Source organism: Psychrobacillus psychrodurans, from assembly GCF_050209195.1.
Taxonomy (GTDB): Bacteria; Bacillota; Bacilli; order Bacillales_A; family Planococcaceae; genus Psychrobacillus; species Psychrobacillus psychrodurans.
Genome location: NZ_CP189791.1, coordinates 2892835 through 2915573 on the forward strand (window position 1 = coordinate 2892835; position 22739 = coordinate 2915573).

Consider the following 22739-nt stretch of genomic DNA (forward strand, 5'->3'; position numbering starts at 1 on the left):
GATTTCCATTGAAATCGTAATATGGAGACGGCGGGATTTGAACCCGTGTCCAGAAACTCTAACACTTAAGCTTCTACGCGTGTATCTTACCTATTTAAAGTTTCGCGTAGCATTATGCCGACCTTAGAACCATAAGTATTGAGCCACTTCCATTTTTATTTAATTTACGATTTTTCTCGCTAGGGAGTATTACATATTTACGAACTTGGTCCAAAAACCTTCTGCTACTAGTATATAACATATAGTTGCAAAATAAAATGAGAATCCTTTATTAAGATTCTCCTAAAAAAATTCGTCAAACATTATTCCCACTCAATAGTAGCTGGTGGTTTACTCGTAATATCATACAGCACACGGTTGATGTGTTGCACTTCATTCACTAGACGTACACTTACTTTCTCAAGTACGTCCCAAGGGATACTTGCCCAGTCAGAAGTCATGCCGTCGATAGAAGTTACGTTTCTGCAACTAAAATAGTTTTCTTCTATATAAATATACACTTTGTTATTTACGCTATTTCTGTAACTCAATAGTAGCAGGTTATCCCCCTATTTTCAATTAAATAAGCGAATCATTATACAATTAAAAAAACTCTTTTTCTTGCAAAGTATATCGATTAGTTCAAATGCTTGTTTGCTGTAAGGTTTACCAGTTAACAATTTTTCTATCTCTTCAATATCTCCTGAGCCAAGTAAGAGAGCCTAACCTTTTACCAACTCGGTTCATTAATTACCTTTCTTCTATTATTTAAATTCCTCCGTTTATATAATTCAATCTGACTGTTACATCTAGTCTGCTTATCAGTGATTCCAATTACACGGCACTGCGACAAGTTTCAAACCTCCGTCTACTGATGTATCAACTTTAGTTCTAGGGATGCCCTATGACATTGGATAAAGAATGATTTTAATGTAGAATTTAATTATGTACTTTAATCTTATCATCCATAATATCTTGCACAATCTTTTCTAATTTAATATTTATATTTTCAATTATTACATCGAACTCTTCAAAATCCCTAGCGTGTAAACTATAAGACCATTTTGTTTTATTAAGTATATCTATGGAATGATAAATTTCATTAATTTCCTTACTTAATACCACCTCGTTATTCTTTTCTAATATAGCATCTAATTCGTATTTATATTTTTCCCATGCTATTGTATTAAAACTTAAACCTCTCCTTCTCAAATGCTGCCAAAAATCATCCATTTGTTCTTTTTGAATAATCTTTTTTAAATTATATGACTCCACTCCTACCGTATATAATTCCATTCTATATACAAATAAATTTTCTCTCAGTTCTCGATTTACAATGATTATTTTTTCTAGAAGCTCATCTTTCTTTTCTTTTTTCTCTTTGTAACTACTTAATTTATAAACTGCGTTGCTTAATATCCCTGTCACTTCAATCGCTAAAAAACATGTATAGTAATAAATAAACGTTGAAATACTCACTTTCTCACTTGTATCTATCTCTAACAATATTAAATAGCTAGGTAATAACTCTCCCAACAATAAAGATAATTTCAAAACTCCTGATACAATTGGTATTAAAAAAAAGGGAGCGATAAAAATTCCTATTATAAGTACATATTTATTTTCTAGTTGCCTTGATATTTTTTTAAACACTTTTACAATCCTTTCTTTTTATGAATAATTTATATCTAAAAATGTTTCTCAATCGTCTTATCATTGACTGATAAATAGTGCTTACTGATTGTTTCAAAGTTCTTGTGACCACTTTGTTTTGCGTTTGTCGCTGGGCTTGCTCCTGCTTCGTGCATGGCGGAAACCCGAGTCTTGAGTATAGTGTGTAACCACTTGTGAATTGACCTCCTATAAGCAACATCAGATACCTGTATAGTTGTACAGTCGTTATACTTATCCACTTTACCTACTAGGTAACTCTCCAATTCTAAGTCATAAGTGTTGATATGTTCTTTGATTGCATTAACAACCTCTAGTGTTAGTCGATTTGTGCTCCGTTCTTTCTTCTTCTTCAAATAAACATTTACCGTACGATTCTTTAAGTCAATTCGTTTCACTTGGATAACAACCATTTCAGAAGTTCTACACGCTGTTATCAGATTGAACAAAGCAATCGCTTTCACTCTTATATAAGGTTTATCAACCATAGCATAACCTCGTGCTCTGGTTGCGCTGTTTTAACACTCACTTGTTTCTGTACTGCATATTGAACATCGTTGTCCATTTGACGCAAGAGAGCTATACGCTTCTTCTGCTCCTCTGATTCTGCTTGTCCTCACAAAAGATATATCTGAAGCACTCATTTTATTGTCTACTCAATTCTCTACTGTTCTTGTGCTTTCTGCATAACTTTAGCAGAAAATACTGCTTTTCTTTCTATATGCTTATCTTGCCCATTTTCTATCGCTCACTACGTAATGAACTGCATTAATAGAATTTCTAGAATAACTTAATAACTAGTACCTGTTATCTTCTCATAAATATTTTCTTTTGCTCCTGCTTCTTCAAGTAGTACCTTCTGCGTTTCTAATCCATTATCTTGCCCTGCTATTGAAGCCCTTGCATATCCGATAATTTCCATATCATCCTCTCCAGTCTATAAGTTTATATCATTCTATACTTTTTATTACAGAATAACTTCAAGACTAATAAAAGCATCAATTTCACTCACTTTTCAACTACTTTAATGTTGTTTAGAAGTTCAAACTTCTGTACATACCATTTTTAATAAAATAGAAAAACTACCCCCCTATTTATAAGAAGTAGTCTTCGGATTATACTTTATATACACTGCTTCTGTTGTTAAGAACAATGCAGCTACAGATGCAGTGTTTTGAAGAGCTGAACGAGTTACTTTTGCTGGGTCAACTACGTTCAGAAGGGTTTTCCGTTCACAATTATCGGGCAATTACCAATTCCCAATAAAATACTATATTTTTCATTGTAAAGTAGTTGCAGTAATTTGGGATTAGGTATTTCACAAAATTTTCAAGCTAAACTAATTACATTGTGATAAATGATTTTATATTAATTCTTTATGAAATGGACTATATTAATTCATAATATTCTGAACTAACAAAAAATCTTGTAAATCAATTAGATTTACCTTCTCAATAATTTTCACTTTTATCCTTGGATTATTACCAATAATTATTTCAATACTATTTTTGATTTTTTGTAATTCTGCTTCACCATCAACTAAAATTACCATTCGAACTTCATATAATCTTTCAACTGCAACTTCTTTTTCTAACATTTTCAATGTATTTTTTAACGTAGATTTTGAATTAATTAGTTTAAACTCAAAATTAATATTGTCAATATTCATATCAAATAATTGCAAAGAATTATTTAAGTTTAAATACTTTTTATCAATATTATTAACTCTAGAAGCTGTATAAATCATTACTTCTTCAAAAATCCTTGCTTTAAAATAGTGTAAATCTTCTTCAAATGTTAATAATGTTTTTCTATCGTCTTCATTTAATTCTTCACCATGTGCTATACTATTCCGCACTTTGGCTATTCTTGAAAATTCTTTATTAATGCCTTCTGATAAAACTTTTTCCTTCATTAGAATATTTAATATCCTACTTATAGAATTGGTCTTATTATATGTTCCTTTAATAAGGTATTCTTGCAATTGATTAAAAATGCTCTTCAACCAATTCTCGAACTTAATAAACTCATCTAAATATGAATAATAGTCATTGTCTAATTTCTCAATCTTAGCAATATTTGCCCACATATATTCAGGTTTTTGATTATCTTTATTGTATAAATGAGGATTTTCTATATCAATTGATACTACTTCTTTTAATAGTCCATTATTAACCATCTTGTTTATTATAGATTGGACATTCCTTTTTATATAGCTAAAGTAAGCTGATGCAAATTCATCTTCAATAAAGTTTTTATCTTCTAAAATCTCATCAATACCAAAAGACACATGCTGCTTTCTTTTCATAATAGATATTGTGTTATATAAATTTGAAATAAGAAAATCTTTAACTCCTTCATCTAATACATACTCTTTACTCTTTTCAATTTCATCTTCTACTAAATATAGTATCCTTGCTAAATTTGCATTTGTATTTCTTACTAAGTTATTTTCACTTATCTCTATAAAAGTTTTGCCATCACTATCAAATTGAATGTCATTCCTTACCAAAGATATAAACTTTCTAAATATCCTATTTGATAATAATATTTTTTCATCTAGATACTCACTTATTAACAATTCCTCACTGATAACCTTTGGTTCAATAGTTATCATGTTTAAATAATTTTCAAATCCTTTTCTATCAAGTAAAGGTATATGAACATTTCTTGAAAAGATGCTAGACAAAATATTGTTATCAAAAATATCTGCCATTAAATATTTATATAACATCTTCTGACCAAATATTAATAGAAAATTAGATTTGCCCTTTAACATTAAAGGCTTTAATTCTGAAATTAAATTATTTATATCCTCATCTTTTTCAATTTTATCCAATTCATCAATTATAAATACAATTTCTATTCCGTTATCATATAAATTATCAATTATTCTAGCTAGCTGAAATTCTGCAATTTCATCATCATAGAATGTTTTTCTATTCATTTCTTTAGTCTTAGCATTTAATTTATTTTTCTTATACTCGAACGAAAATAAGAAAAATGCCACGATTAATAAAGGAATTAAGATTTTTAAACCTACACTTCCTTCTTTTATATATTCAATAAGAGCGGTACTACCTACCACTAGAGTAGACAGCCTTATTAATAATTTCTGAAAGGTTGCACTAAATAAATATGTTTTAATAGATTCTATAGTTTCTATATCATTTTCTTTAATTTCTACGTCTTCAAATGTCCTTTGATATGTCAACTTTAACTCAGATAATAATGTAAGATTACTCTTTAAGATTTTTGAAGTTTTTTCTTTCTCAGTAACCTTCCAGTATATTTCTCTTACCAAACTCCTTACTACATTTGAAAAAGAACTATATTTCCCTACATTAATATGTATAAAAACTTTATATTTGTTAGTGCCATTTACTACAAATACGTTAGTCTTTTCATGGAAAAATTCACAAAATAAGCTACGTTTTTTATTTTTTTCATTAACATCTTTTTCATCTAGTTCTAACTTCACTTTATTTACTAAAGTTTTCATAAATGAAGTTTTTCCAACACCTCTATATCCTGATACGAGGTAAGTAGTTGGGTTTCCAAGTAGAATTTCACTTTTTAGTCTTTTAAATTTTGGTATTTCGAATATATCTGCACTGTCTATTGGGGCATCAGAAATTTTTTTTATATCAATATATACTTTCATGTATTTTCACCTCAATATTTTTTACAATTATAAACATTTTTTATATATAAAACCACAAACTTCTTTTCGACTTGATATTTTATCGCCACTGTGTGAATAGACATCCCCATACCCATTTCACATCCTCATCCATTTCTCAATTCGAGTAGTTACACTAATAACATTGTATCTATTTACCAGTACCTTTGACAGACAATTATCTAAATTTTTTTTGGGGGAGCAAAATCTATTAAATCCCCTTGTATTAAACGGTTATACCTTTTTAAAGGTATTATAGTTAAATTTCTAGAAATAAAGCATTATTATAATTGATTGGAGGTTTATAGTATGACTGTAAGAAGGAAGTATATGGTCAAGTTTTTCACGAACTAATAGGAGCAATTCGCTTAAATAGCAATCTACATATCGGCTCTTTTGAACGTAGATGTGCGACCTACGATGAAGCTAGTAAAACCATGAATGCTCTTATTAACAAACATATCTTTCATATAAGGACGATAGGAACTTACTATATGGATGGTACTGTTCGATTGATTGGTGCATGGCTTTATGGGGTACCGGAACATATTGGAATAGGAAAGCAAATTACAGGTGATATGCTTGGATACATTGTTGGAGATAATCCTGTCGGAATATGCGAGACAGACAAACTTTATCCAACTGAAGTCGCTAAAGAAAATGCTGCAGGAATAATACGTGTATAAAGGGTAATTTTCTTAATAGAACGCTTAATGCCCTCCCTTTATTTGATAAGGACGGTCATTATTTGAAAGTGCTAATCATAAAACCAATCATCTTATAATTAAATTCTAAATAAAATTGTGATTTCATTTATATATTGTTTTTTAATCTATTTGTAATTCTTTTCTATTTAAGATAAATTTCCTCACACAATCATTAACCTAATAAAAATACACTCTCCTATTAATGAGAGTGTATTTTTATTAGAGGTCATCTTTTACTTCTTCATTTTTCTCTTTTTCGTATCTATCCTTTAATTCTTTAACATCAGCGGGTAGTGTAATTAATAATTCCTCTTGTAATTGTTCATATTGACTTGTTAAGTCATTGGTCTTTCTATTGAAGTCTACAAGTGAACCAGTAGGTGAAAGTGATTGCTCATACATTTTTGAATATATACCATACATTTGCTTTAATACTATGTAAGATTCCATATATTCTGTAGGGGGATTCTGTAATAATTTCATATTATTTCTTAAACCATCTTTTTCTTTTTCTCTTTCTTCAAAAACTCCTTTTTCTGATACAGCATCTTTATAAGAGTTGACAGCATCGTTAAAATCAATATCTAAATCTATTGCGTTCTCCCAAATATCTGAATAACTTATAACCAGATAATTTGAGATAATAAATTCAAAATACATATCAACAGTTGTTTCTGCTAAGATAATTGCATACTCTGCATTTTTCTTTTCTGTTTGATTTTGTTGATATTTCATTACTCCAAGTACAACACCAATAACAAGAAAAATCCCAATAGTCACCAAGATAATAGTATTTTTTTTCTTTTTTCTTTTTTTATTATTAAAGTTAATTTGATTACTATTTTCCAATACTTCTTCCATATAAACACTCCTTTTAGTAAATATAACCCTTCGTATTGTACCATACAATTTACTTATAAACAGATGTATTTCGTAAGTAGTAATGAGCAAAAAGTATCAACAAAAACTTTATAAACAAATCGATAAATAAATAAAAAAACAGTAATAAATATTATAAAGCCTAAACATCAATATCTAATACTCTTAATCTTTTCTTTAAATATTCAACGTTCTCCCAGTTTTCTTTAGATGAAACTCTTAAAAATTTGAAGCCTTTTACTTTTACATATTGTTCTTTGATTGCATCATTTTGTTGGACTCTGATAAATCTTTCATAACCTCCAAAAGTCTCTATTGAAACCCTATGATGTTTTCCATCAAATTCCACAATTAAATTTAAGTCTACAAAATAACCATCACAAAATAAATGTTTACCTCTTACACCTAATAGCCAGGGAAAAGTTTTGTTTCTTTGATAATCACAATTAAGGACTTTTTTTAATATTTCTAAAAACACTTTTTCCGATACATTTCTCTCTCTTGGAGTATAACCATAAAATTTTATAACTTCACTCCATCTAATTTCATGTCTCTTTCTATATGTCATGTCATTAAAAATAGAGTGTTTGTTGAATAATCTTCTTGTTGGATGAGTGCCATAATTCTCATAAAAATAGTCAAAAACTCTCCTAAATTCCTTTTCTAAAACAGCCTCTGGTATCCTATTTTTAAGGCTATATTCTTTTAATGAATTAATAGCTAATATAGTATATTCACTATCCCTTTCTCTTATATAGCTTTCAAGTATGGCTTCATCCTCTATCATTATTTCTAAGACTTTATCCCACTGTTGTCCTTTTACTCCATAATAGTCACAATATATTGATGGTAAAATATCTCCATGTTTAAGAAACTCTGATACTGATGGAATATGTTTTAGTTTTTCCATTACTTTATTAAAATGTTCTTTCAATAGGTAATCATTGTACATTCCATTGTAATTACTATTGATAAAGCCCCCTGCTTTTCTAACAAGTTTAATATCAAGAACATCAGAAAATAAATATTGCCCCATATAATGATGCTCTCTAACAAAGTTAGTCGAATTTGCCTTTCCATTCTGATAAGCATATTTTTGATACTCAATTATTACGTAATCATAAAGTTCCTCAAGCTTATTAAATTCCACTATTAATTGTTTCCAACTCTTTTTTAATCCTTTAATAATGCTCATACTAGATAAATGTGAATCCTCATCAAATCCTCTTTTTGTAAGATTTTTTCCAGATTTACTTGTAACTCTTACAAATTCATTAATGTAATCTTCATCAGTATTCTTTTTATTGTTATTTTTATAGTTATTCTTATGATAATTATCCATCTGGTTTCACATTCTCCTTTAATTTTAATAAGCAATATTCAAATGAGTACTCGTTTTTTACAAATGCTAAATAAAGTACTATAAAAAACAGGGTAGCCTATACGGGCTACCCTGTTTTTAGATATTTTATTTGATTGGTCAAAACTCTACTTCTTTTCATAAACTATTACTCCTTATCAAGTTATTATTTTTTGTTTTTTTATTATTACCTAAAACATTTCCTATTATTCCTAATATAAATGATTTATTCTTAAAAGAAAAAGGAGTTTACACATGAAAATTGAAATGGATTTATCAGAAATTCTACTATTTTTAGATTTAATAAAAAAAGAGAAAAGAAGACCTTCAATAGTAGAACTTATGATGATGCTATATTATCTAAAGAATTACGAGGAAGTTAAAGAATTTCGTCTTAAGTTAGAAGAACTTAAGATTAATCCTCCTTTTAAATTCTATAATGGCTCTCTAATACATTTTATTGAGGATTATGATGATTGTAATTCCCTAAAAAGTATGATTTTACAAACAACTAGACGAAAATATAGTGTTTTGTTTAGACATCAAATATTACTATCCCAAACAGAAGCACAAGCAATCGATATTATTAATGAAGCTAAAAAAATGGAATAGAACTTTCTGAAACATGGTCTACTAGATATAATTCAATGTGGCAAATTAAAAGTGACCAACAAGCATGGAGAGAAGATATAAATCATTATGAATATGGAAAGTTTTTTCATGATATTTATAAAGATTATTGTAACTTAAAACTAAAATACTTCGATAGTCTCTCGTTAAAGCATTTAACAGAAAAACTTATTATTCTAGAATCAAAAGAAAATAGGAAGTTAAATGTAAACCAAACTACAGCTTATTCTAGAAGTGTCTATATTAGAGAATTTGCAAGAAGGGTTTCAAATGGGGTTTGTCAATTATGCGACATGGATGCACCCTTTCATGATACACATGGGCAACCATTTTTAGAAGTACATCATATTCATTACTTGTCTAAAGGTGGAAGTGATTCCATTGATAACGTCATAGCTCTATGTCCTAACTGCCATAGAAAGATACATCATTTAGAAATAGAAGAAGACGTCAAGAAAATCAGTGACCGAGCAATGAGTAATATGAATATTTAAAAGCTAGCCCTTGTACGAATTTACCTATAATAGATTATTTATATATCTCTGTAGCCCTTAGCTCTTGGTATTGGCATTTAGGAACTAGCGTATAGGTACTGGTATCCTGGTAGTTCAGCTTCTGGCTACTTGTTTATGCACCCCATAACTGACCACCTACATTTTAGGTAAATATCATTTGCACATATCTACCTATAATAGATTATTTATATATCTCTGTAGCTCTTAACTGTTCGTACTGGCGTCTAGGTAATACATTCTTTAATTCACTCATATCAAAAAGACTATTAATGACTAATTTCAATGAAGCATTATAATTTAATCCTTCGATTTTAATCTCACATAATGCATCAGATACCACTTTTTCAATATTAATTTGGTATTTGTTAGGTTTCTTACCTGCGAATGCACCTCTTGAATCCTTCAGAATTTGATTCCTAGCGATAACATTGATAATTCCTATTTCCTCTAGTTTATTTACATTTGTTCTAACTGTTTTATCAGACAGTCCGCTAGCTATCGACATCTGATTAAAGGACATATAAAAAACGCCTTGCTGATTAGCATAGCGTTTTGAGTGTATTAATAAACAATATGCAATTAGTTTCTGATTCAATGATTTTAATTTAATTATTTGCTTCATTTCTTCATAGGTTAACTCAATGGTTTTCGATTCAATCGTCAAAGTGACTTCTTTTTCATATATATACTGAACAATTAATTCATTGTCCTTGTAACAGCCCTCTAGAGAGGTTGAATATTTCGTTTCGTCTTGCTGTCTAATCCACTCGTTTAACATATCCAATGCTTCCTCTTGGTCATAACCTTGGTATCTAAAATACTTTGCAATTTTAAAAGACGAATTATGTCTTGTACTAACAATCTGTAGTCCTTCATGAACTAACTTCTCAATAGATTCAATTGTTTCTTTCTCTTCTACATTTTGTTTGTAACTGCCTAAAGCTGTAATTTTAGTTTCAATAATATTTCTAGTTTCTTCAATATCTATAATTTCCTGCTCCTCATAAATATCTTTTTCCCTCTCCATAATTGCATAAAGTATATCAACGTCCATCTGTTCTATTGTTAAGATGTGGTCAAATGATTCAATTGGCTTGAAGTAATTATAGTAATCCACGTACCAACATCTTTTTCCCGTAGCTTGATGGATGCCTAAAGGAAGTTTGACACCATACTTTAACATATATGGTCTAAATTCAATCTCTTTTGAAGTACAATCTGAATGTTTTAACATCATTTCATAAAATTCATAAGCAATATCATTGCCAATTGGTTTATTAAAATATAAATCAACATGGTAACCCTTATTTCCAGAGAATGAAATATGGATATCTTTATCTTTAATTCCAACTTCCTTTAAGGATCCAACTAGTCTAAAAGCAATCCATTTGGCTCTTTGTAAGTCGTCTTTAACATCTACATCAAATGTTAAAAATTTGGTAAAATCTTTTGCAGAGAATACTCCATATGCTCCTTTACCATTTAGATAGATGGCTCTTTATTAATGAATCATTCAACTTTAAATTACTTTTGCTTTTATTATGGTCAAACGTCACCCAACTTTTAGTTTTAGGTGATTGATAAATGTATTTCCATCTTGTTAATACAAATAGTTTATTGAATTGTTCGATGTGTGCGTCTGTAACTTTCATTTTTCATTTCTCCTTTTACTCAAATAAAAAAACCTCAGTTCTATCACTGAGGTTTGCTTATCTATTCATTTACTAATATTTGTATAATTTCTTTTGTAATGACTTAGATAGGTGATAATTATCATTATTCACCCATCTACTGATATGCTCTCTTGATACACCGCACCTTCTTCCCATATATGCATTTGAAGCACCATAACGTACTTTATACTTCTTCAACATCTGTTTTAGCTCAATATCATTCAAATAAATTAACCTCCTTCACATAAAACGTGATTTAAAAAGACAAATAAAAAAACTCTCACAAAAAACGTGAGAGTTAGAATAAAATCCTCTTATTACTGATAGTGTTGAAAACGAGGTAAGTTCCATCATTTTGGAAAGCCCTTCAATCAGAATCAAATATAACTAATTAGAAATCTGTATATCTATTCAGTATAAGTGCTAATGTAACCTCTCATTTCACGATATTAAAAATCCATTCTAGTTAAAAAGGTAAAGTAGCAACTCAACTATCTTGAACATCATGCGAGCTTCGTAACTCGTCAGTTTGACCACTAGCATACGCCTGTGATAAAAGTATGTTTTATACGGTTCAGCTTCAAGATAAAGCTAACTTGTCTAACCTTACCGCTAACATGAAAAATTTTCTGTTACAAAAATCACCATAAGAACCATATGAAATTTAAGATATGAATCCACGCAAAACTTTACCCATCACTGAGTAAAGTTGTTAGACTTATTTAAATTATGTTCTTTCACCACCCGATAACCACTTATCTTCGTTTACTTGTTCCTCTTCAGTAGTTGAGTCTTTCTTCTTAATATAAATATCAGTCTTATCACCACTTGATTCTATTTCAATCTTTACATCTTCATATTCATTATGAATATAAATCTCTGTGGCATTCCCTTGCAAAAAACTAATAATTGTTAAAATAGAACCTACCAAACTTATCAATGTAATTAAATGTGTTTTTGCCTTTTTTGTATCTATTGTATTGCATACCTTTTTAAGAATATTAATTAGTTCAATAGAGTTTTCGAGAAATTCAATGAGCCACTCTTTTAATTCTTGATTATTTTGGCTTGAACTATCAACTTCCTGAGATTCTAAATCTGAATGAACCTGTTCAAAAAAGTTATCCACGATTGCTATTCCATCACTAAATTGAAACGTGTCTGCTTTAAATGTCTGTATTATCGGTGATATTATTAATTTCTCCACCATCTTCTGTTGTTGCTCTAGTCGCTCCAGAATGGTATTCCCACCTGCTATCCTATCCACCATCTTCTGTTGTTGCTCTAGTCGTTCCAGAATGGTATTCCCACCTGCTATCCTATCCACCATCTTCTGTTGTTGCTCTAGTCGCTCCAGAATGGTATTCCCACCTGCTATCCTATCCACCATCTTCTGTTGTTGCTCTAGTCGTTCCAGAATGGTATTCCCACCTGCTATCCTATCCACCATCTTCTGTTGTTGCTCTAGTCGCTCCAGAATGGTATTCCCACCTGCTATCCTATCCACCATCTTCTGTTGTTGCTCTAGTCGTTCCAGAATGGTATTCCCACCTGCTATCCTATCCACCATCTTCTGTTGTTGCTCTAGTCGTTCCAGAATGGTACTCCCACCTGCTATCCTATCCACCATCTTCTGTTGTTGCTCTAGTCGTTCCAGAATGGTATTCCCACCTGCTATCCTATCCACCATCTTCTGTTGTTGCTCTAGTCGCTTAAGGTATTTATCTAAATTAACCACCTTCTCAATACCTCCTAACCAACAATTCGACACCTTATATTTCCAATTAAAACATAAATAGATTAAGATATAAACCTTGAACTTTTACTTTGTATTCAAAATGAGAATCAATTTTACGCTATCGTATCGTAAATATATTTCATTCCTCTTTTGTGGCTAGAACTGTTATAGCGCTTGTACTTAGGTTGGTTACTGTCTATCCTGTAATCACTCCCCCATGTCCTCTTCACATGTGTTATTCAATATCAGACAGATTATTCTTGGCTTGCCGTCTACTGCTCCAACAAGCCATCTTAAACAACATATAAAAAATCCAGTCTTTTAAAAGACTGGATTCTCAAAATTTACCTTGTTAGTGTTGTGCTTAATACTCTCTATTAGTTCCATTGCAAAGTTTCATTATCCAAATAAGATGTTCTTTGATAATCATCATAGGAATTCCCTAAGGCTTGATGCTACCTCTTCCACATTTAAATCCAAATACTGTGTTGTTATAGCCAAGTTAGAATGACCTAAAGCTTTTGAGATTATAGCAATGCTTGCTCCTGCTTCTAGTAGCTTCTTAGCATATCCTCTACGTATTGCATGTGCATTGATATTCTCTAAACCAAATTCATGAGAGTATTTATTTAACTGTTTTGAAATAGTATTGTTGTTTGATTTGGATTTTAACATTGTTCCTTGTTGCGTTATGAATAAAAAGTTATTACTTTGTCTATGCTTTTTTCTAATATTATCATTTTGTTGCATTAACACTTGTAGTAATTGGGTCAGATTTTCATTAATAGGCAACTGGAGTAGCTTATGATTCTTAAGAATTGAGCCATCTAATGTAAACATACGGTTATCTATGTCTATATGTGTTTCTTCAATCTGCTCCAATGTATTGATACGTATTCCTGTTGTGTACATTGTCAAAACTGCTACAGCATCACGTAAACCCACGAAAGTATCTAAATCTAACAGCGATAATAAAATATCTATTTCATCCCTCTTAGCACCCTTTTTCACATTTTTATCCACTTTAATCTTAATGACCGTCCAAAACTTCGTTTCAATCCACCCGTTATCAAAACATTTTCCTAGTATTGATTTCAAGCTTTTCAACTTGATGAGTTTACTTGTATTAGATACGTTCATAGAATCTAACCAGTCATATATCTTTTCCAAGGTAATGTCAGAAAGATAGATAACACCTGTAATCAAACAGAACTGCTTAATATATAGGTTATAGTCCTTTATAGTTCTTTCCCTTAGTCCACTTACCTTCATCTGCCTATTTAGTATCGTAAGTGCTTTCTCAATAGTCATTCCTTGCTTCATAAATTTAGCTGTCTCATCTAACTGTACTAAATTTCTTAAATTAACCTGTGTCATTAAAATACCTCCCAAAATATAATTTTAGAAGGCAATTTCCATACCGAATTGTACAAGGGAGATGCCCCCTTGGCTAGTCTCTTGTCAGAACCCCTTACCACAAAAGCATTGATATAACAGTGTTTACAGAGCATTTTACTCAAACCCAACATACGTCATACTCTTTCCCATTTATCAATAAATTAATTGAACAAGCTCTTCTTTTGTAATACCTCCGAAGTATCTAGGGAAGTTTTCATTTGTTAGCGTGTCTAACCTATTCCTAGCATTGTTAGATACTATCTTTCCTGCATCATATAATGAATAGAAACCTTCCCAAACTTAATACTTCACTCAAATACATTTTCATCTATAACCTTTTCTGAAACCTCCTTATTATAGATAAAGTTCATGGGTTAAAAACATGTATTGGCCCTATTTTATCTCTCTTACTACATATGAAAAAAATCAAAATATTTTAGAAGAATCATTCTAAAAACAAAAAAACATTTACCATTAGATAGTAAATGTTCCCAATTATTATTAATCAAACTAATCTTTGGTTATTAAATTTCTTACCCATCGATAAATTGTTGGGAGATTTAATTCAAAGCCTTTTCCTTCAAATTTTTTTATGGAAACTGTTCCACCTAGTATATCCTCTTTATCATCCATTTCATTTTGACTAATTGAAAGTAGAGAGTTTTGGAGTATTGTAGCATCTATAATCTGTTGGTGCTGTCTTATAATTACCTGTTGTTGCTGAATTGTTTGCTCTTTTACTTGAAGAATTGCATTACTCAACATGAGTTGACCGTTTAAATGTTGGATATTAGCCAATAGTTGTTGGACTTTAGGGTCATTAGGTATTTGCATATAATTACTATTGGACAAAATTACAGGCATCTGCAAGTAAATATCAAGGGCTTGTCGGATTTGCATAAGTGCTGAATGTCCAGATGTTGGGGTTACAGAAAATAATACATTCCCTGCTTCATGTTTAATATCAGCAGTTGCATCAATTCCTAATTCCTTAAGGAATTGAGCAAAATACAATAGATACTGTTCACATGGTATGCTAACATGTTCAGGGAAACTAAATACGCTAAATACAGCATCAGTTTCTTCTGATAGCAAATCTTCAATTACCTCATCATATATTTTTTTAATAGTAGGTAATTCAGCATTAATAAACGATTTAATAGATTCGTTCTCATCATTTGTTTCAAAAACAATCTGGCATCCATTTACAACTATTTCATCATCACTTTGTTTCCATTTAAACCCTAAGTTCTTATCTTTATTAATTCTCTCACTTAAAGCATCTGCAATTTCCTGAATACTATATGGATTTTTCCAATTTTCAAAATTATCAAAACCTATTTCGAGACTAAGAACATATTTGTCATTATCATTATTTTGTACTTTTTTTATTGATACTCCATCAATTAACTCTGTAAATTCAACTTGGTAAATTAAATTTAATTTAGAAATCTCGAGCATTGCATCTCTAAAGGATAAATCAAAAGCTAATGTAGCATATTGTAAATCCCATATTCTCGCATCATATTCTTTGCTAAATGAAGAGTACCATATATATCCACACTCATTTGTAATCTCTATATCATTAATTAATAAAAGAAATTTTTCTAAATAACTTTGTTCCTCTTCAATTTTTCTTCCTATTTTAATCATAACTTCAACTCCTTGTTTTGAAAATACAAATAGCTTAACCCAAAACTGTATTAATTCTTATTAATTATATCATATGAATTTCCAAGACTTGTATCATTCTAATAATCAACTCGATATATTCTATATTAAATTATCAAAGGTATTTAGATTAGGTAAAAATTGAATTTTATACAGCTACTACTAGTATGATTCTTGTTTTCCAAACCGCTGTTTTAAATTCTGCACCATCATAACCATGTCGAATAGTAATTTCAATTGCTTCTTCTTCTGTAAAAGTACCTTTATCCAAAAATAAATCTCTCATTATACTGCTCCTTTAGTTGTAATTTAAATGTTTCAGTAAACTCAACTGAAAATGTTCACTCAAATTTAAAAGAGCCTTTACGCAATGAAATTCTATTGTTTTGGCTTTTTTAAAAATAACAATTTAAAAGTAAACTGTTATTCATTTAACTTCATCATCTTCATCTCGTCTTTGTAATTCCAAGAGTATTTTGCAATTGAATTGTTATCTCTTTTTGGCAAAAACTTAAAATCCCTTTCGTATCGTAATTATATTTCATTCCTCTTTTCTGGCGGTAACTGTTCAAGGGATTGTACTTAGGGTGGTTATTGTCTATCCTGTAAACCCTGCCCCTGTCCTTTTCACACGTGTTATTCAATGCCAGACATGTTAGTCTTGCTTTGCCGTATACTGTTCCAACAAGCCATCTTAAACAACATATAAAAAATCCAGTCTTTTAAAAGACTGGATTCTCAAAATTTACCTTGTTAGTGTTGTGCTTAATACTCTCTATTAGTTCCATTGCAAAGTTTCATTATCCAAATAAGATGTTCTTTGATAATCATCATAGGAATTCCCTAAGGCTTGATGCTACCTCTTCCACATCTAAATCCAAATACTGTGTTGTTATAGCCAAGTTAGAATGACCTAAAGCTTTTGAGATTATAGCAATGCTTGCTCCTGCTTCTAGTAGCTTCTTAGCATATCCTCTACGTATTGCATGTGCATTGATGTCTTCCAAACCGAATCGTTTGGAATATTTATTAAGTTGTTTGGAAATGGCGTTATTAGACGTTTTACTATTATTAATGGGTAAGCCGTTCTGAGTAATGATAATATTTGTATTCTCCGAATTGTAGTAGCTTCGTATCTTATCATTTTGTTTAATCAATATTTTAAAAAGGTCAGCTAATTCTTGGTCGATTGGCAGTTTTAAAAACTTATGATTCTTCAAAATAGAGCCGTCTAAGTTTAAGGAGAGGTTTTCATAGTCAATATGTCTCTCTTTCAGCTCTCCTAATGTTTGTATACGAATGCCATCTTATACATTGTCAGTATAGCTACCGTATCTCGAAAGCCTATGAACGTGTTTTGGTCAATAAGTTCAATTAGTTTTTCAATATCATTTGATTTAGCACCTTTTTTAATTTGCTTATCAATTTTGATGTTAATCGTACTCCAGAATTTTTGTTTCATCCAACCGTTATTATGAAATTTGCTTAAAACAGCTTTAATTGATTTTAGACGTATTAATTTCGTCTGTTGAGCGACTTCTAATGAACCTAGGTACTCGTAAATGCTATCAGCTGTAATATCCTCTACATACTCCAGTTTATTAAACTGTACGAACTGATTAATAATATAGTCGTAGCTTTCAATTGTTCTAATTCGATTTCCTGCGATTCGCATTTGCTGATAAATGGTTTCTAATGCTTGTGGTATAGTTATACCGTTTCTTTTAACTGCTTTTTTCTTTGTTGAGATGTTGGCTTCTTCTGATTGAATGGAAAAAATACCATGTTTTCTGCCCATACAAAAAACCTCCTAATTTTTATAAATTAGAAGGTCAGTGTCGCAAATTCGATAGGGAATTTATTAGGGAGTTTCCTCCCTAGTTCAACACCCGTTCAAACTCCCTTATTTTTAAAACCGTTGATACCACTACATTTGTAGCAGTTTTTAATATGGAGACGGCGGGATTTGAACCCGCGTCCAGAAACTCTAACACTTAAGCTTCTACGCGTGTATCTTACCTATTTAAAGTTTCGCGTAGCATTATGCCGATAAGCGGGCGTCCTGTACGCTAACTTGGAAATCTCTTGCAGACAGCTCAAGTTGCACTGGCTACCGTATCCCACTAAAGTTGAGCTCTACCTAGCCACATGGGCGATGGATAGATAAAGCAGATCCGAGCTTACGCTGCGAATGCTAAGTTGTTGTTTGTTTTGCCTGTTGTTATAAGTTCCGTTTTTACGGAGCCGAGCCTCCGACGCGCAACTCAAGCTCAGACTATCCCTGTCGAATCCATAACGTCCCCGTTTATGGAATGTAAGCTTAGTTACATAGCTTACTATACATCAAATATGGTCAAAATTCAAGTGAGACATTCTACCAGTTATGGTTACAGTCTTACTGATTACGTTCTTTAAATGCTCTTTCGATATCACGTTTAGCCTCTTTTTTCTTCAAGACATCCCGTTTATCGTAATCTTTCTTCCCTTTACCGACACCGATTAATACTTTGGCATAGCCACTTTTCAAGTACATTTTCAACGGCACGATGGTATAGCCATCTTTTTTTGTTTCACCGATTAACGTACTGATTTGTTTTTTGTGTAACAATAGCTTTCTTGCTCGTAACGGATCGTGGTTAAAACGATTTCCTTGCTCATACGGGCTGATATGCATGTTGGAGATCCACGCTTCGTTATTGCGAATACGTATGAAAGCATCCTTCAACTGTACCTTCCCATTACGAATAGATTTAATCTCTGTACCTTGGAGAACTATCCCTGCTTCAATCGTTTCTTCAATATAATAATCATGGTTTGCTTTTTTGTTCTGTGCAAGTACCTTGTCGTCATGCTTTTTAGCCATTTCATTCACCCCTCAAAAACTGAGAAAGAGCGACAGTCATCGCTCTTTTATTTTTTCTTTGGACGTTTACGACGTTGTGATTTTTTCGCAACGGACTCGTAAAACTTTTGCTTCTGTTTTGCTCCTTTTTTCGGGCCTGGTTGAGATTGTTCTCTTTTTCCAGAACCACCGCTGCCCTTTTTAGAAGCGTGTATAACTTTTGGAGTTTCTTTTCTAGTACGTTGGAATGCTTTTTTCATGCCTACGATTTCAAAATCAATTGATGCTTCTTCTGGTTTTACGGCAGATACTCGAACCGTTACCTCATCACCAATACGGAACTGCTTACCAGCACGTTCCCCAATCATCATCATTTGACGATCGTCAAAACGATAATAATCATCTGTCATATTCGTAACATGTACGAGACCTTCAATTGTATTAGGAAGCTCGATAAACAGACCAAAGTTCGTTACTGAACTAACAATACCTTCAAATTCCTCACCGATTTTGTCAGCCATATATTGTGCTTTTTTGAGTGCATCAGTATCACGTTCTGCATCTACTGCGCGACGTTCACGTTTAGACGTATGCTCTGCAATATCGTCCATAATAGCTCCCCAATGATTAATGGTAGGCTGTGACACGTCTTCATTTACCAAGTAAGTACGTATTAAACGATGGACGATTAAATCCGGATAACGACGAATTGGTGAAGTGAAATGGGTATAAAATTCGGTTGATAAACCAAAATGTCCTAGACATTCAGCATAGTATTTGGCTTGTTGTAATGAACGTAAAAGCATTGTAGAAATAACCGGTTCTTCTGGCATTCCTTCAATGTTTTCGATAATTTCCTGTAATGCTTTTGGATGAACTTCATTTCCGGTACCTTTAACAACTATTCCAAAGTTCGTTAAGAAATTAAAGAATCGTTCTAGTTTTTCAGGCTTTGGATCTTCATGAATACGGTAGATGAAAGGTACATCCATCCATTTAAAATGCTCAGCGACTGTTTCATTGGCAGCAAGCATAAACTCCTCAATCAGACGCTCTGCAACTGTACGTTCTCTTGTTGCAATATCTGTTGGCCAGCCATCTTCATCGACAATAATTTTTGCTTCTGGGAAATCGAAGTCTATTGCTCCACGTCTCTCACGTTTCGTACGAAGAACCACTGCAAGCTCAGCCATTAATTCGAACATTGGCACTAAGTCTTTATAACGTTCTATTAACGCTGCGTCCTTTTCCTCTAAAATCTTATATACATCCGAATACGTCATTCTTTCTGTTGTTCGGATAACACTTTGGAAAATTTCATGCGAGGTCACCATACCGGAACCATCAATAATCATTTCACAGGATAGCGTTAAACGATCCACTTGCGGGTTTAACGAACAAATTCCGTTTGATAGACGATGTGGAATCATTGGAATAACACGATCCGCTAAGTATACACTCGTTCCACGGTCATATGCTTCACGGTCTAATGGAGATCCTTCCGTTACATAATGACTTACGTCAGCGATGTGGACGCCAAGTTTATATGTACCATCAGAATTTTTCGTAACGGTTACTGCGTCATCTAAGTCTTTAGCATCTGCTCCGTCAATTGTAACGATTACTTCATTTCGAAGATCTCTACGATCGTTTAAGTCTTTCTCATCAATTTGATCTGGAACAGCTTCTGCTTGGTTGATCACTTCTTCTGGGAAGTCGATCGTAATTCCATGCTTATAAATAATAGAAAGTATATCAACACCTGGATCATTTTTATGCCCTAGAATTTGCGTTACCATCCCAGTAGCGGATTTTCTTTCATTCGGCCATTCCGTAATTTCTACGACTACCTTATGCCCTTCAATCGCGCCTAATGTATCTCCTTTAGCGATAAATACATCCATAGGGACCTTCTTATCGTCTGGTATAACAAATCCAAAGCCTTTATTGTCTTGGAATGTTCCAACAACTTGCGTCATACCACGTTGGGTAATTTTAATAATAGAACCTTCTCTGCGGTCTCCCGATGAATCCTTGGAAACTCGTACAAGTACTTTGTCTCCGTTTACTGCTCCGTTTACTTCCGTTGGAGGTATGAATATATCATCCATTCCACTCTCTTCAGGGGTAACGAAACCGAATCCTTTTGCATGTCCTATGAATTTCCCGACTATTAGATTCATACGGGAAGGAATCCCATATCTGTTGGATCTAGAGCGGACGACTAAACCGTGCTCCTCCATTTGAACAAGCGTTTTCACAAGTTCTTTAAAATCATCTGCATCTACCAGATTAAAATGCTGTTCTAACTCTTTTGTTGTTAATGGTTTATATTCTTCTGTGTTTAGTAATTCGAGTAATTGTTCTTTCATGTTTTCCATCTAACATCCCTCCTTTTTCAGCGTGTGCACATTTGAACTGTTTTACACATTCCAATCGAGCGACTCTAAAAAGTTTAATATATCTTCGTGTAATTGTTCTTTTTCTGGGCCAAGTGTGATTACATGCCCGGAGTTCTCATACCAATTTAGTTTTTTCTCAAAGGACTCTGCCTGTTCAAAGATATAATTGGCAGAAGTAATATCGATGACCTTATCTTCATTCCCTTGAGTTACTAAAAGCGGTGCATACACATGATCTACATGATCACGGACGTTGTAAACAAATTCTCTTAGCTCAGCCAATGTTTCCATCGGTGTTTTTCTAATAGCCTCTACTTCTTCTTCTATTTGCTGTTCGGATTTTCCTTCATATTTCTTATATTCTTTTGCGTATTTTAGTACACCTTCAAACATAATATCCGTCGTTTTCATCGTCATCGGGGAGCACATCGTGACAATACCTTTTACAGGTACTGTATACCCTAACTTCAGTGAAAATACTCCTCCAAGTGATAATCCAGCAACAGCAATTTCCTCATAGCCTGCTGCTTTTAGTCGGTCATATCCTCGCATGACATCTTTCCACCAGTCTTGTGGTCCTGTTTCCAACAACTCTTCCGGTGGCACCCCATGTCCTTTGTAGTGTGGAGCCAATGATGTGTATCCATTTTTTTCTAAAAAACGTCCAAGCATACGAACATCTGAGGAATTTCCAGTAAAACCGTGTAACAGCAATACGGCACGTTTTCCAGCTTCAAAGAAAAATGGCTTAGGAGTTGAAATTCGCATATGTAAAACCTCCATCAATAATAAGCTTTTCGCATTATTCACCATACTAATTATTTCATTAATTAGTTTAATATGCCCGAATATTGCCTTATATTTCATATGTAATGTAATTAATACTTATTTTAAGAATAAAACACAAATATTTATGTAATCTTCCGTTATTAAGCGGCTCTCGTTGTTTGAAGCGTAAGGCGGCGACTCCAGCGGGAATAGCGCGAGCTGAAAGCCCCGCAGGAGCATATGTTTTCGTAGTGACGAGGAGATTGAAGCCGTGCACGCGGAAAGCGTCCGCCTGAAGCGTAAATCAACGGAATACTTGTTTTAAAATTAAATTGATATATGTTTAAATAATTTTACTTAAAAGAAAACGCCTAACCAATCAGAAGTCGGTCAGGCGGTTCGCATCTGTTTTATATTCAAAAAGGCTTTGGTCTATAATACACTCGCCAGAATAAATTATCCTATCAAAAGATTAGGATTAAAATTTAGTTACGGCAATAGTCAATATAAAAAATAGAACTGCAAGTACAATCGTTACTCTATGTAAGACTAAGTCCATACCTCGAGCTTTTTGTTTTCCAAAAAGTTGTTCAGCCCCACCAGAGATGGCTCCTGAGAGACCAGCACTTTTCCCTGATTGTAACAATACAACAACGATTAATGCGATCGCAACGATGACAAGTAAAGTCATTAATAATGCGTGCATTTATTCCACCTCCTGATAAGAACGTTCACAACATAAATAATTTTACCAAAAAACAGGAACATTGACAACCTATCGCCAAAATATTTAGTTAAAAAAATCTGACTCCTCTATATTGTTG

24 protein-coding genes and 1 other RNA gene are annotated in these 22739 nt (G+C 32.3%); 3 read left to right on the plus strand and 22 right to left on the minus strand.

Annotated elements, in window-relative coordinates; genetic code table 11:
- Positions 1–302 precede the first annotated feature (302 nt).
- The 6 genes from ACQCPR_RS14205 to ACQCPR_RS14230 all read right to left on the minus strand — a co-directional run bounded on the left by ACQCPR_RS14205 (position 303) and on the right by ACQCPR_RS14230 (position 5314).
- Positions 303–530, minus strand: a complete 228-nt coding sequence (locus ACQCPR_RS14205; RefSeq protein WP_427137330.1) for a hypothetical protein — start codon at positions 528–530, stop codon at positions 303–305.
- Positions 531–918: 388 nt separating this feature from the next.
- Positions 919–1632, minus strand: a complete 714-nt coding sequence (locus ACQCPR_RS14210; protein ID WP_427137331.1) for a hypothetical protein — start codon at positions 1630–1632, stop codon at positions 919–921.
- 35 nt (positions 1633–1667) lie between these two features.
- Positions 1668–2138 carry a tyrosine-type recombinase/integrase gene (locus tag ACQCPR_RS14215; protein ID WP_427137332.1) on the minus strand — a complete coding sequence of 157 codons (471 nt, stop codon included), beginning with the start codon at positions 2136–2138 and terminating at the stop codon, positions 1668–1670.
- Between the two features lie 302 nt (positions 2139–2440).
- Positions 2441–2572, minus strand: a complete 132-nt coding sequence (locus tag ACQCPR_RS14220; protein WP_427137333.1) for a recombinase family protein — start codon at positions 2570–2572, stop codon at positions 2441–2443.
- A 168-nt stretch (positions 2573–2740) separates the two neighbouring features.
- Complete coding sequence (locus ACQCPR_RS14225) at positions 2741–2899, minus strand: hypothetical protein (RefSeq protein WP_427138971.1); 159 nt, start codon at positions 2897–2899, stop codon at positions 2741–2743.
- 144 nt (positions 2900–3043) lie between these two features.
- Positions 3044–5314, minus strand: a complete 2271-nt coding sequence (locus tag ACQCPR_RS14230; RefSeq protein ID WP_427137334.1) for a hypothetical protein — start codon at positions 5312–5314, stop codon at positions 3044–3046.
- Positions 5315–5826: 512 nt separating this feature from the next.
- Between ACQCPR_RS14230 and ACQCPR_RS14235 the strand changes: the two genes are divergently transcribed.
- On the plus strand, positions 5827–6018 hold the full coding sequence (locus tag ACQCPR_RS14235) for a hypothetical protein (protein ID WP_427137335.1): 192 nt from the start codon (positions 5827–5829) through the stop codon (positions 6016–6018).
- A 240-nt stretch (positions 6019–6258) separates the two neighbouring features.
- Here ACQCPR_RS14235 and ACQCPR_RS14240 read toward each other — a convergent pair whose 3' ends face one another.
- Positions 6259–6900 carry a hypothetical protein gene (locus tag ACQCPR_RS14240; RefSeq protein ID WP_427137336.1) on the minus strand — a complete coding sequence of 214 codons (642 nt, stop codon included), beginning with the start codon at positions 6898–6900 and terminating at the stop codon, positions 6259–6261.
- A gap of 160 nt (positions 6901–7060) precedes the next feature.
- A complete protein-coding gene (locus tag ACQCPR_RS14245; RefSeq protein WP_427137337.1) occupies positions 7061–8260 on the minus strand; it encodes a hypothetical protein in 1200 nt (399 codons plus the stop codon).
- A 273-nt stretch (positions 8261–8533) separates the two neighbouring features.
- Between ACQCPR_RS14245 and ACQCPR_RS14250 the strand changes: the two genes are divergently transcribed.
- Positions 8534–8890 (plus strand): hypothetical protein, encoded by a 357-nt coding sequence (locus ACQCPR_RS14250; RefSeq protein ID WP_427137338.1) that lies wholly within the window; start codon positions 8534–8536, stop codon positions 8888–8890.
- A 35-nt stretch (positions 8891–8925) separates the two neighbouring features.
- Positions 8926–9402 (plus strand): HNH endonuclease, encoded by a 477-nt coding sequence (locus ACQCPR_RS14255; protein WP_427137339.1) that lies wholly within the window; start codon positions 8926–8928, stop codon positions 9400–9402.
- A gap of 202 nt (positions 9403–9604) precedes the next feature.
- Here ACQCPR_RS14255 and ACQCPR_RS14260 read toward each other — a convergent pair whose 3' ends face one another.
- From ACQCPR_RS14260 to secG, 14 genes are all read right to left on the minus strand, one after another.
- A complete protein-coding gene (locus ACQCPR_RS14260; RefSeq protein WP_427138954.1) occupies positions 9605–10915 on the minus strand; it encodes a TOTE conflict system archaeo-eukaryotic primase domain-containing protein in 1311 nt (436 codons plus the stop codon).
- A complete protein-coding gene (locus tag ACQCPR_RS14265; RefSeq protein ID WP_427137340.1) occupies positions 10899–11075 on the minus strand; it encodes a hypothetical protein in 177 nt (58 codons plus the stop codon). The genes ACQCPR_RS14260 and ACQCPR_RS14265 overlap by 17 nt, the downstream gene beginning before the upstream one ends.
- A gap of 72 nt (positions 11076–11147) precedes the next feature.
- Complete coding sequence (locus tag ACQCPR_RS14270; RefSeq protein WP_427137341.1) at positions 11148–11321, minus strand: hypothetical protein; 174 nt, start codon at positions 11319–11321, stop codon at positions 11148–11150.
- 502 nt (positions 11322–11823) lie between these two features.
- Entirely contained in the window at positions 11824–12834 is a 1011-nt protein-coding gene (locus tag ACQCPR_RS14275) for a hypothetical protein (RefSeq protein ID WP_427137342.1), read from the minus strand.
- A gap of 429 nt (positions 12835–13263) precedes the next feature.
- Complete coding sequence (locus ACQCPR_RS14280) at positions 13264–14211, minus strand: tyrosine-type recombinase/integrase (RefSeq protein ID WP_427137343.1); 948 nt, start codon at positions 14209–14211, stop codon at positions 13264–13266.
- A gap of 531 nt (positions 14212–14742) precedes the next feature.
- Positions 14743–15885 carry a hypothetical protein gene (locus ACQCPR_RS14285; protein ID WP_427137344.1) on the minus strand — a complete coding sequence of 381 codons (1143 nt, stop codon included), beginning with the start codon at positions 15883–15885 and terminating at the stop codon, positions 14743–14745.
- Positions 15886–16051: 166 nt separating this feature from the next.
- Entirely contained in the window at positions 16052–16189 is a 138-nt protein-coding gene (locus ACQCPR_RS14290) for a hypothetical protein (protein WP_427137345.1), read from the minus strand.
- A gap of 544 nt (positions 16190–16733) precedes the next feature.
- Positions 16734–17204, minus strand: coding sequence for a tyrosine-type recombinase/integrase (locus tag ACQCPR_RS14295; RefSeq protein WP_427138955.1), 471 nt, complete (start codon positions 17202–17204; stop codon positions 16734–16736).
- Positions 17186–17701, minus strand: coding sequence for a phage integrase N-terminal SAM-like domain-containing protein (locus tag ACQCPR_RS14300; RefSeq protein WP_427137346.1), 516 nt, complete (start codon positions 17699–17701; stop codon positions 17186–17188). The genes ACQCPR_RS14295 and ACQCPR_RS14300 overlap by 19 nt, the downstream gene beginning before the upstream one ends.
- Positions 17702–17851: 150 nt before the next feature.
- Positions 17852–18206, minus strand: a transfer-messenger RNA (tmRNA) gene (gene ssrA, locus ACQCPR_RS14305).
- Positions 18207–18298: 92 nt separating this feature from the next.
- A complete protein-coding gene (gene smpB, locus ACQCPR_RS14310; RefSeq protein ID WP_427137347.1) occupies positions 18299–18766 on the minus strand; it encodes an SsrA-binding protein SmpB in 468 nt (155 codons plus the stop codon).
- A 47-nt stretch (positions 18767–18813) separates the two neighbouring features.
- The gene (gene rnr / locus ACQCPR_RS14315) at positions 18814–21126 is read right to left on the minus strand and encodes a ribonuclease R (RefSeq protein WP_427137348.1); all 2313 of its coding nucleotides are present in this window, start codon (positions 21124–21126) and stop codon (positions 18814–18816) included.
- Between the two features lie 42 nt (positions 21127–21168).
- Entirely contained in the window at positions 21169–21915 is a 747-nt protein-coding gene (locus ACQCPR_RS14320) for an alpha/beta hydrolase (RefSeq protein ID WP_090566814.1), read from the minus strand.
- A gap of 478 nt (positions 21916–22393) precedes the next feature.
- Positions 22394–22621 (minus strand): preprotein translocase subunit SecG, encoded by a 228-nt coding sequence (gene secG, locus ACQCPR_RS14325; RefSeq protein ID WP_090566811.1) that lies wholly within the window; start codon positions 22619–22621, stop codon positions 22394–22396.
- Between the last annotated feature and the right edge of the window lie 118 nt (positions 22622–22739).

What these genes read in the sequence shown, in the direction of transcription:
- ACQCPR_RS14215 (WP_427137332.1), bottom strand. Translation starts at nt 2,138, where the DNA reads ATGGTTGATAAACCTTATATAAGAGTGAAAGCGATTGCTTTGTTCAAT.
- ACQCPR_RS14220 (WP_427137333.1), bottom strand. Translation starts at nt 2,572, where the DNA reads ATGGAAATTATCGGATATGCAAGGGCTTCAATAGCAGGGCAAGATAAT.
- ACQCPR_RS14230 (WP_427137334.1), bottom strand. Translation starts at nt 5,314, where the DNA reads ATGAAAGTATATATTGATATAAAAAAAATTTCTGATGCCCCAATAGAC.
- ACQCPR_RS14235 (WP_427137335.1), top strand. Translation starts at nt 5,827, where the DNA reads ATGGATGGTACTGTTCGATTGATTGGTGCATGGCTTTATGGGGTACCG.
- ACQCPR_RS14240 (WP_427137336.1), bottom strand. Translation starts at nt 6,900, where the DNA reads ATGGAAGAAGTATTGGAAAATAGTAATCAAATTAACTTTAATAATAAA.
- ACQCPR_RS14245 (WP_427137337.1), bottom strand. Translation starts at nt 8,260, where the DNA reads ATGGATAATTATCATAAGAATAACTATAAAAATAACAATAAAAAGAAT.
- ACQCPR_RS14250 (WP_427137338.1), top strand. Translation starts at nt 8,534, where the DNA reads ATGAAAATTGAAATGGATTTATCAGAAATTCTACTATTTTTAGATTTA.
- ACQCPR_RS14255 (WP_427137339.1), top strand. Translation starts at nt 8,926, where the DNA reads ATGTGGCAAATTAAAAGTGACCAACAAGCATGGAGAGAAGATATAAAT.
- ACQCPR_RS14265 (WP_427137340.1), bottom strand. Translation starts at nt 11,075, where the DNA reads ATGAAAGTTACAGACGCACACATCGAACAATTCAATAAACTATTTGTA.
- ACQCPR_RS14280 (WP_427137343.1), bottom strand. Translation starts at nt 14,211, where the DNA reads ATGACACAGGTTAATTTAAGAAATTTAGTACAGTTAGATGAGACAGCT.
- ACQCPR_RS14285 (WP_427137344.1), bottom strand. Translation starts at nt 15,885, where the DNA reads ATGATTAAAATAGGAAGAAAAATTGAAGAGGAACAAAGTTATTTAGAA.
- ACQCPR_RS14290 (WP_427137345.1), bottom strand. Translation starts at nt 16,189, where the DNA reads ATGAGAGATTTATTTTTGGATAAAGGTACTTTTACAGAAGAAGAAGCA.
- ACQCPR_RS14300 (WP_427137346.1), bottom strand. Translation starts at nt 17,701, where the DNA reads ATGGGCAGAAAACATGGTATTTTTTCCATTCAATCAGAAGAAGCCAAC.
- smpB (WP_427137347.1), bottom strand. Translation starts at nt 18,766, where the DNA reads ATGGCTAAAAAGCATGACGACAAGGTACTTGCACAGAACAAAAAAGCA.
- rnr (WP_427137348.1), bottom strand. Translation starts at nt 21,126, where the DNA reads ATGGAAAACATGAAAGAACAATTACTCGAATTACTAAACACAGAAGAA.
- ACQCPR_RS14320 (WP_090566814.1), bottom strand. Translation starts at nt 21,915, where the DNA reads ATGCGAATTTCAACTCCTAAGCCATTTTTCTTTGAAGCTGGAAAACGT.
- secG (WP_090566811.1), bottom strand. Translation starts at nt 22,621, where the DNA reads ATGCACGCATTATTAATGACTTTACTTGTCATCGTTGCGATCGCATTA.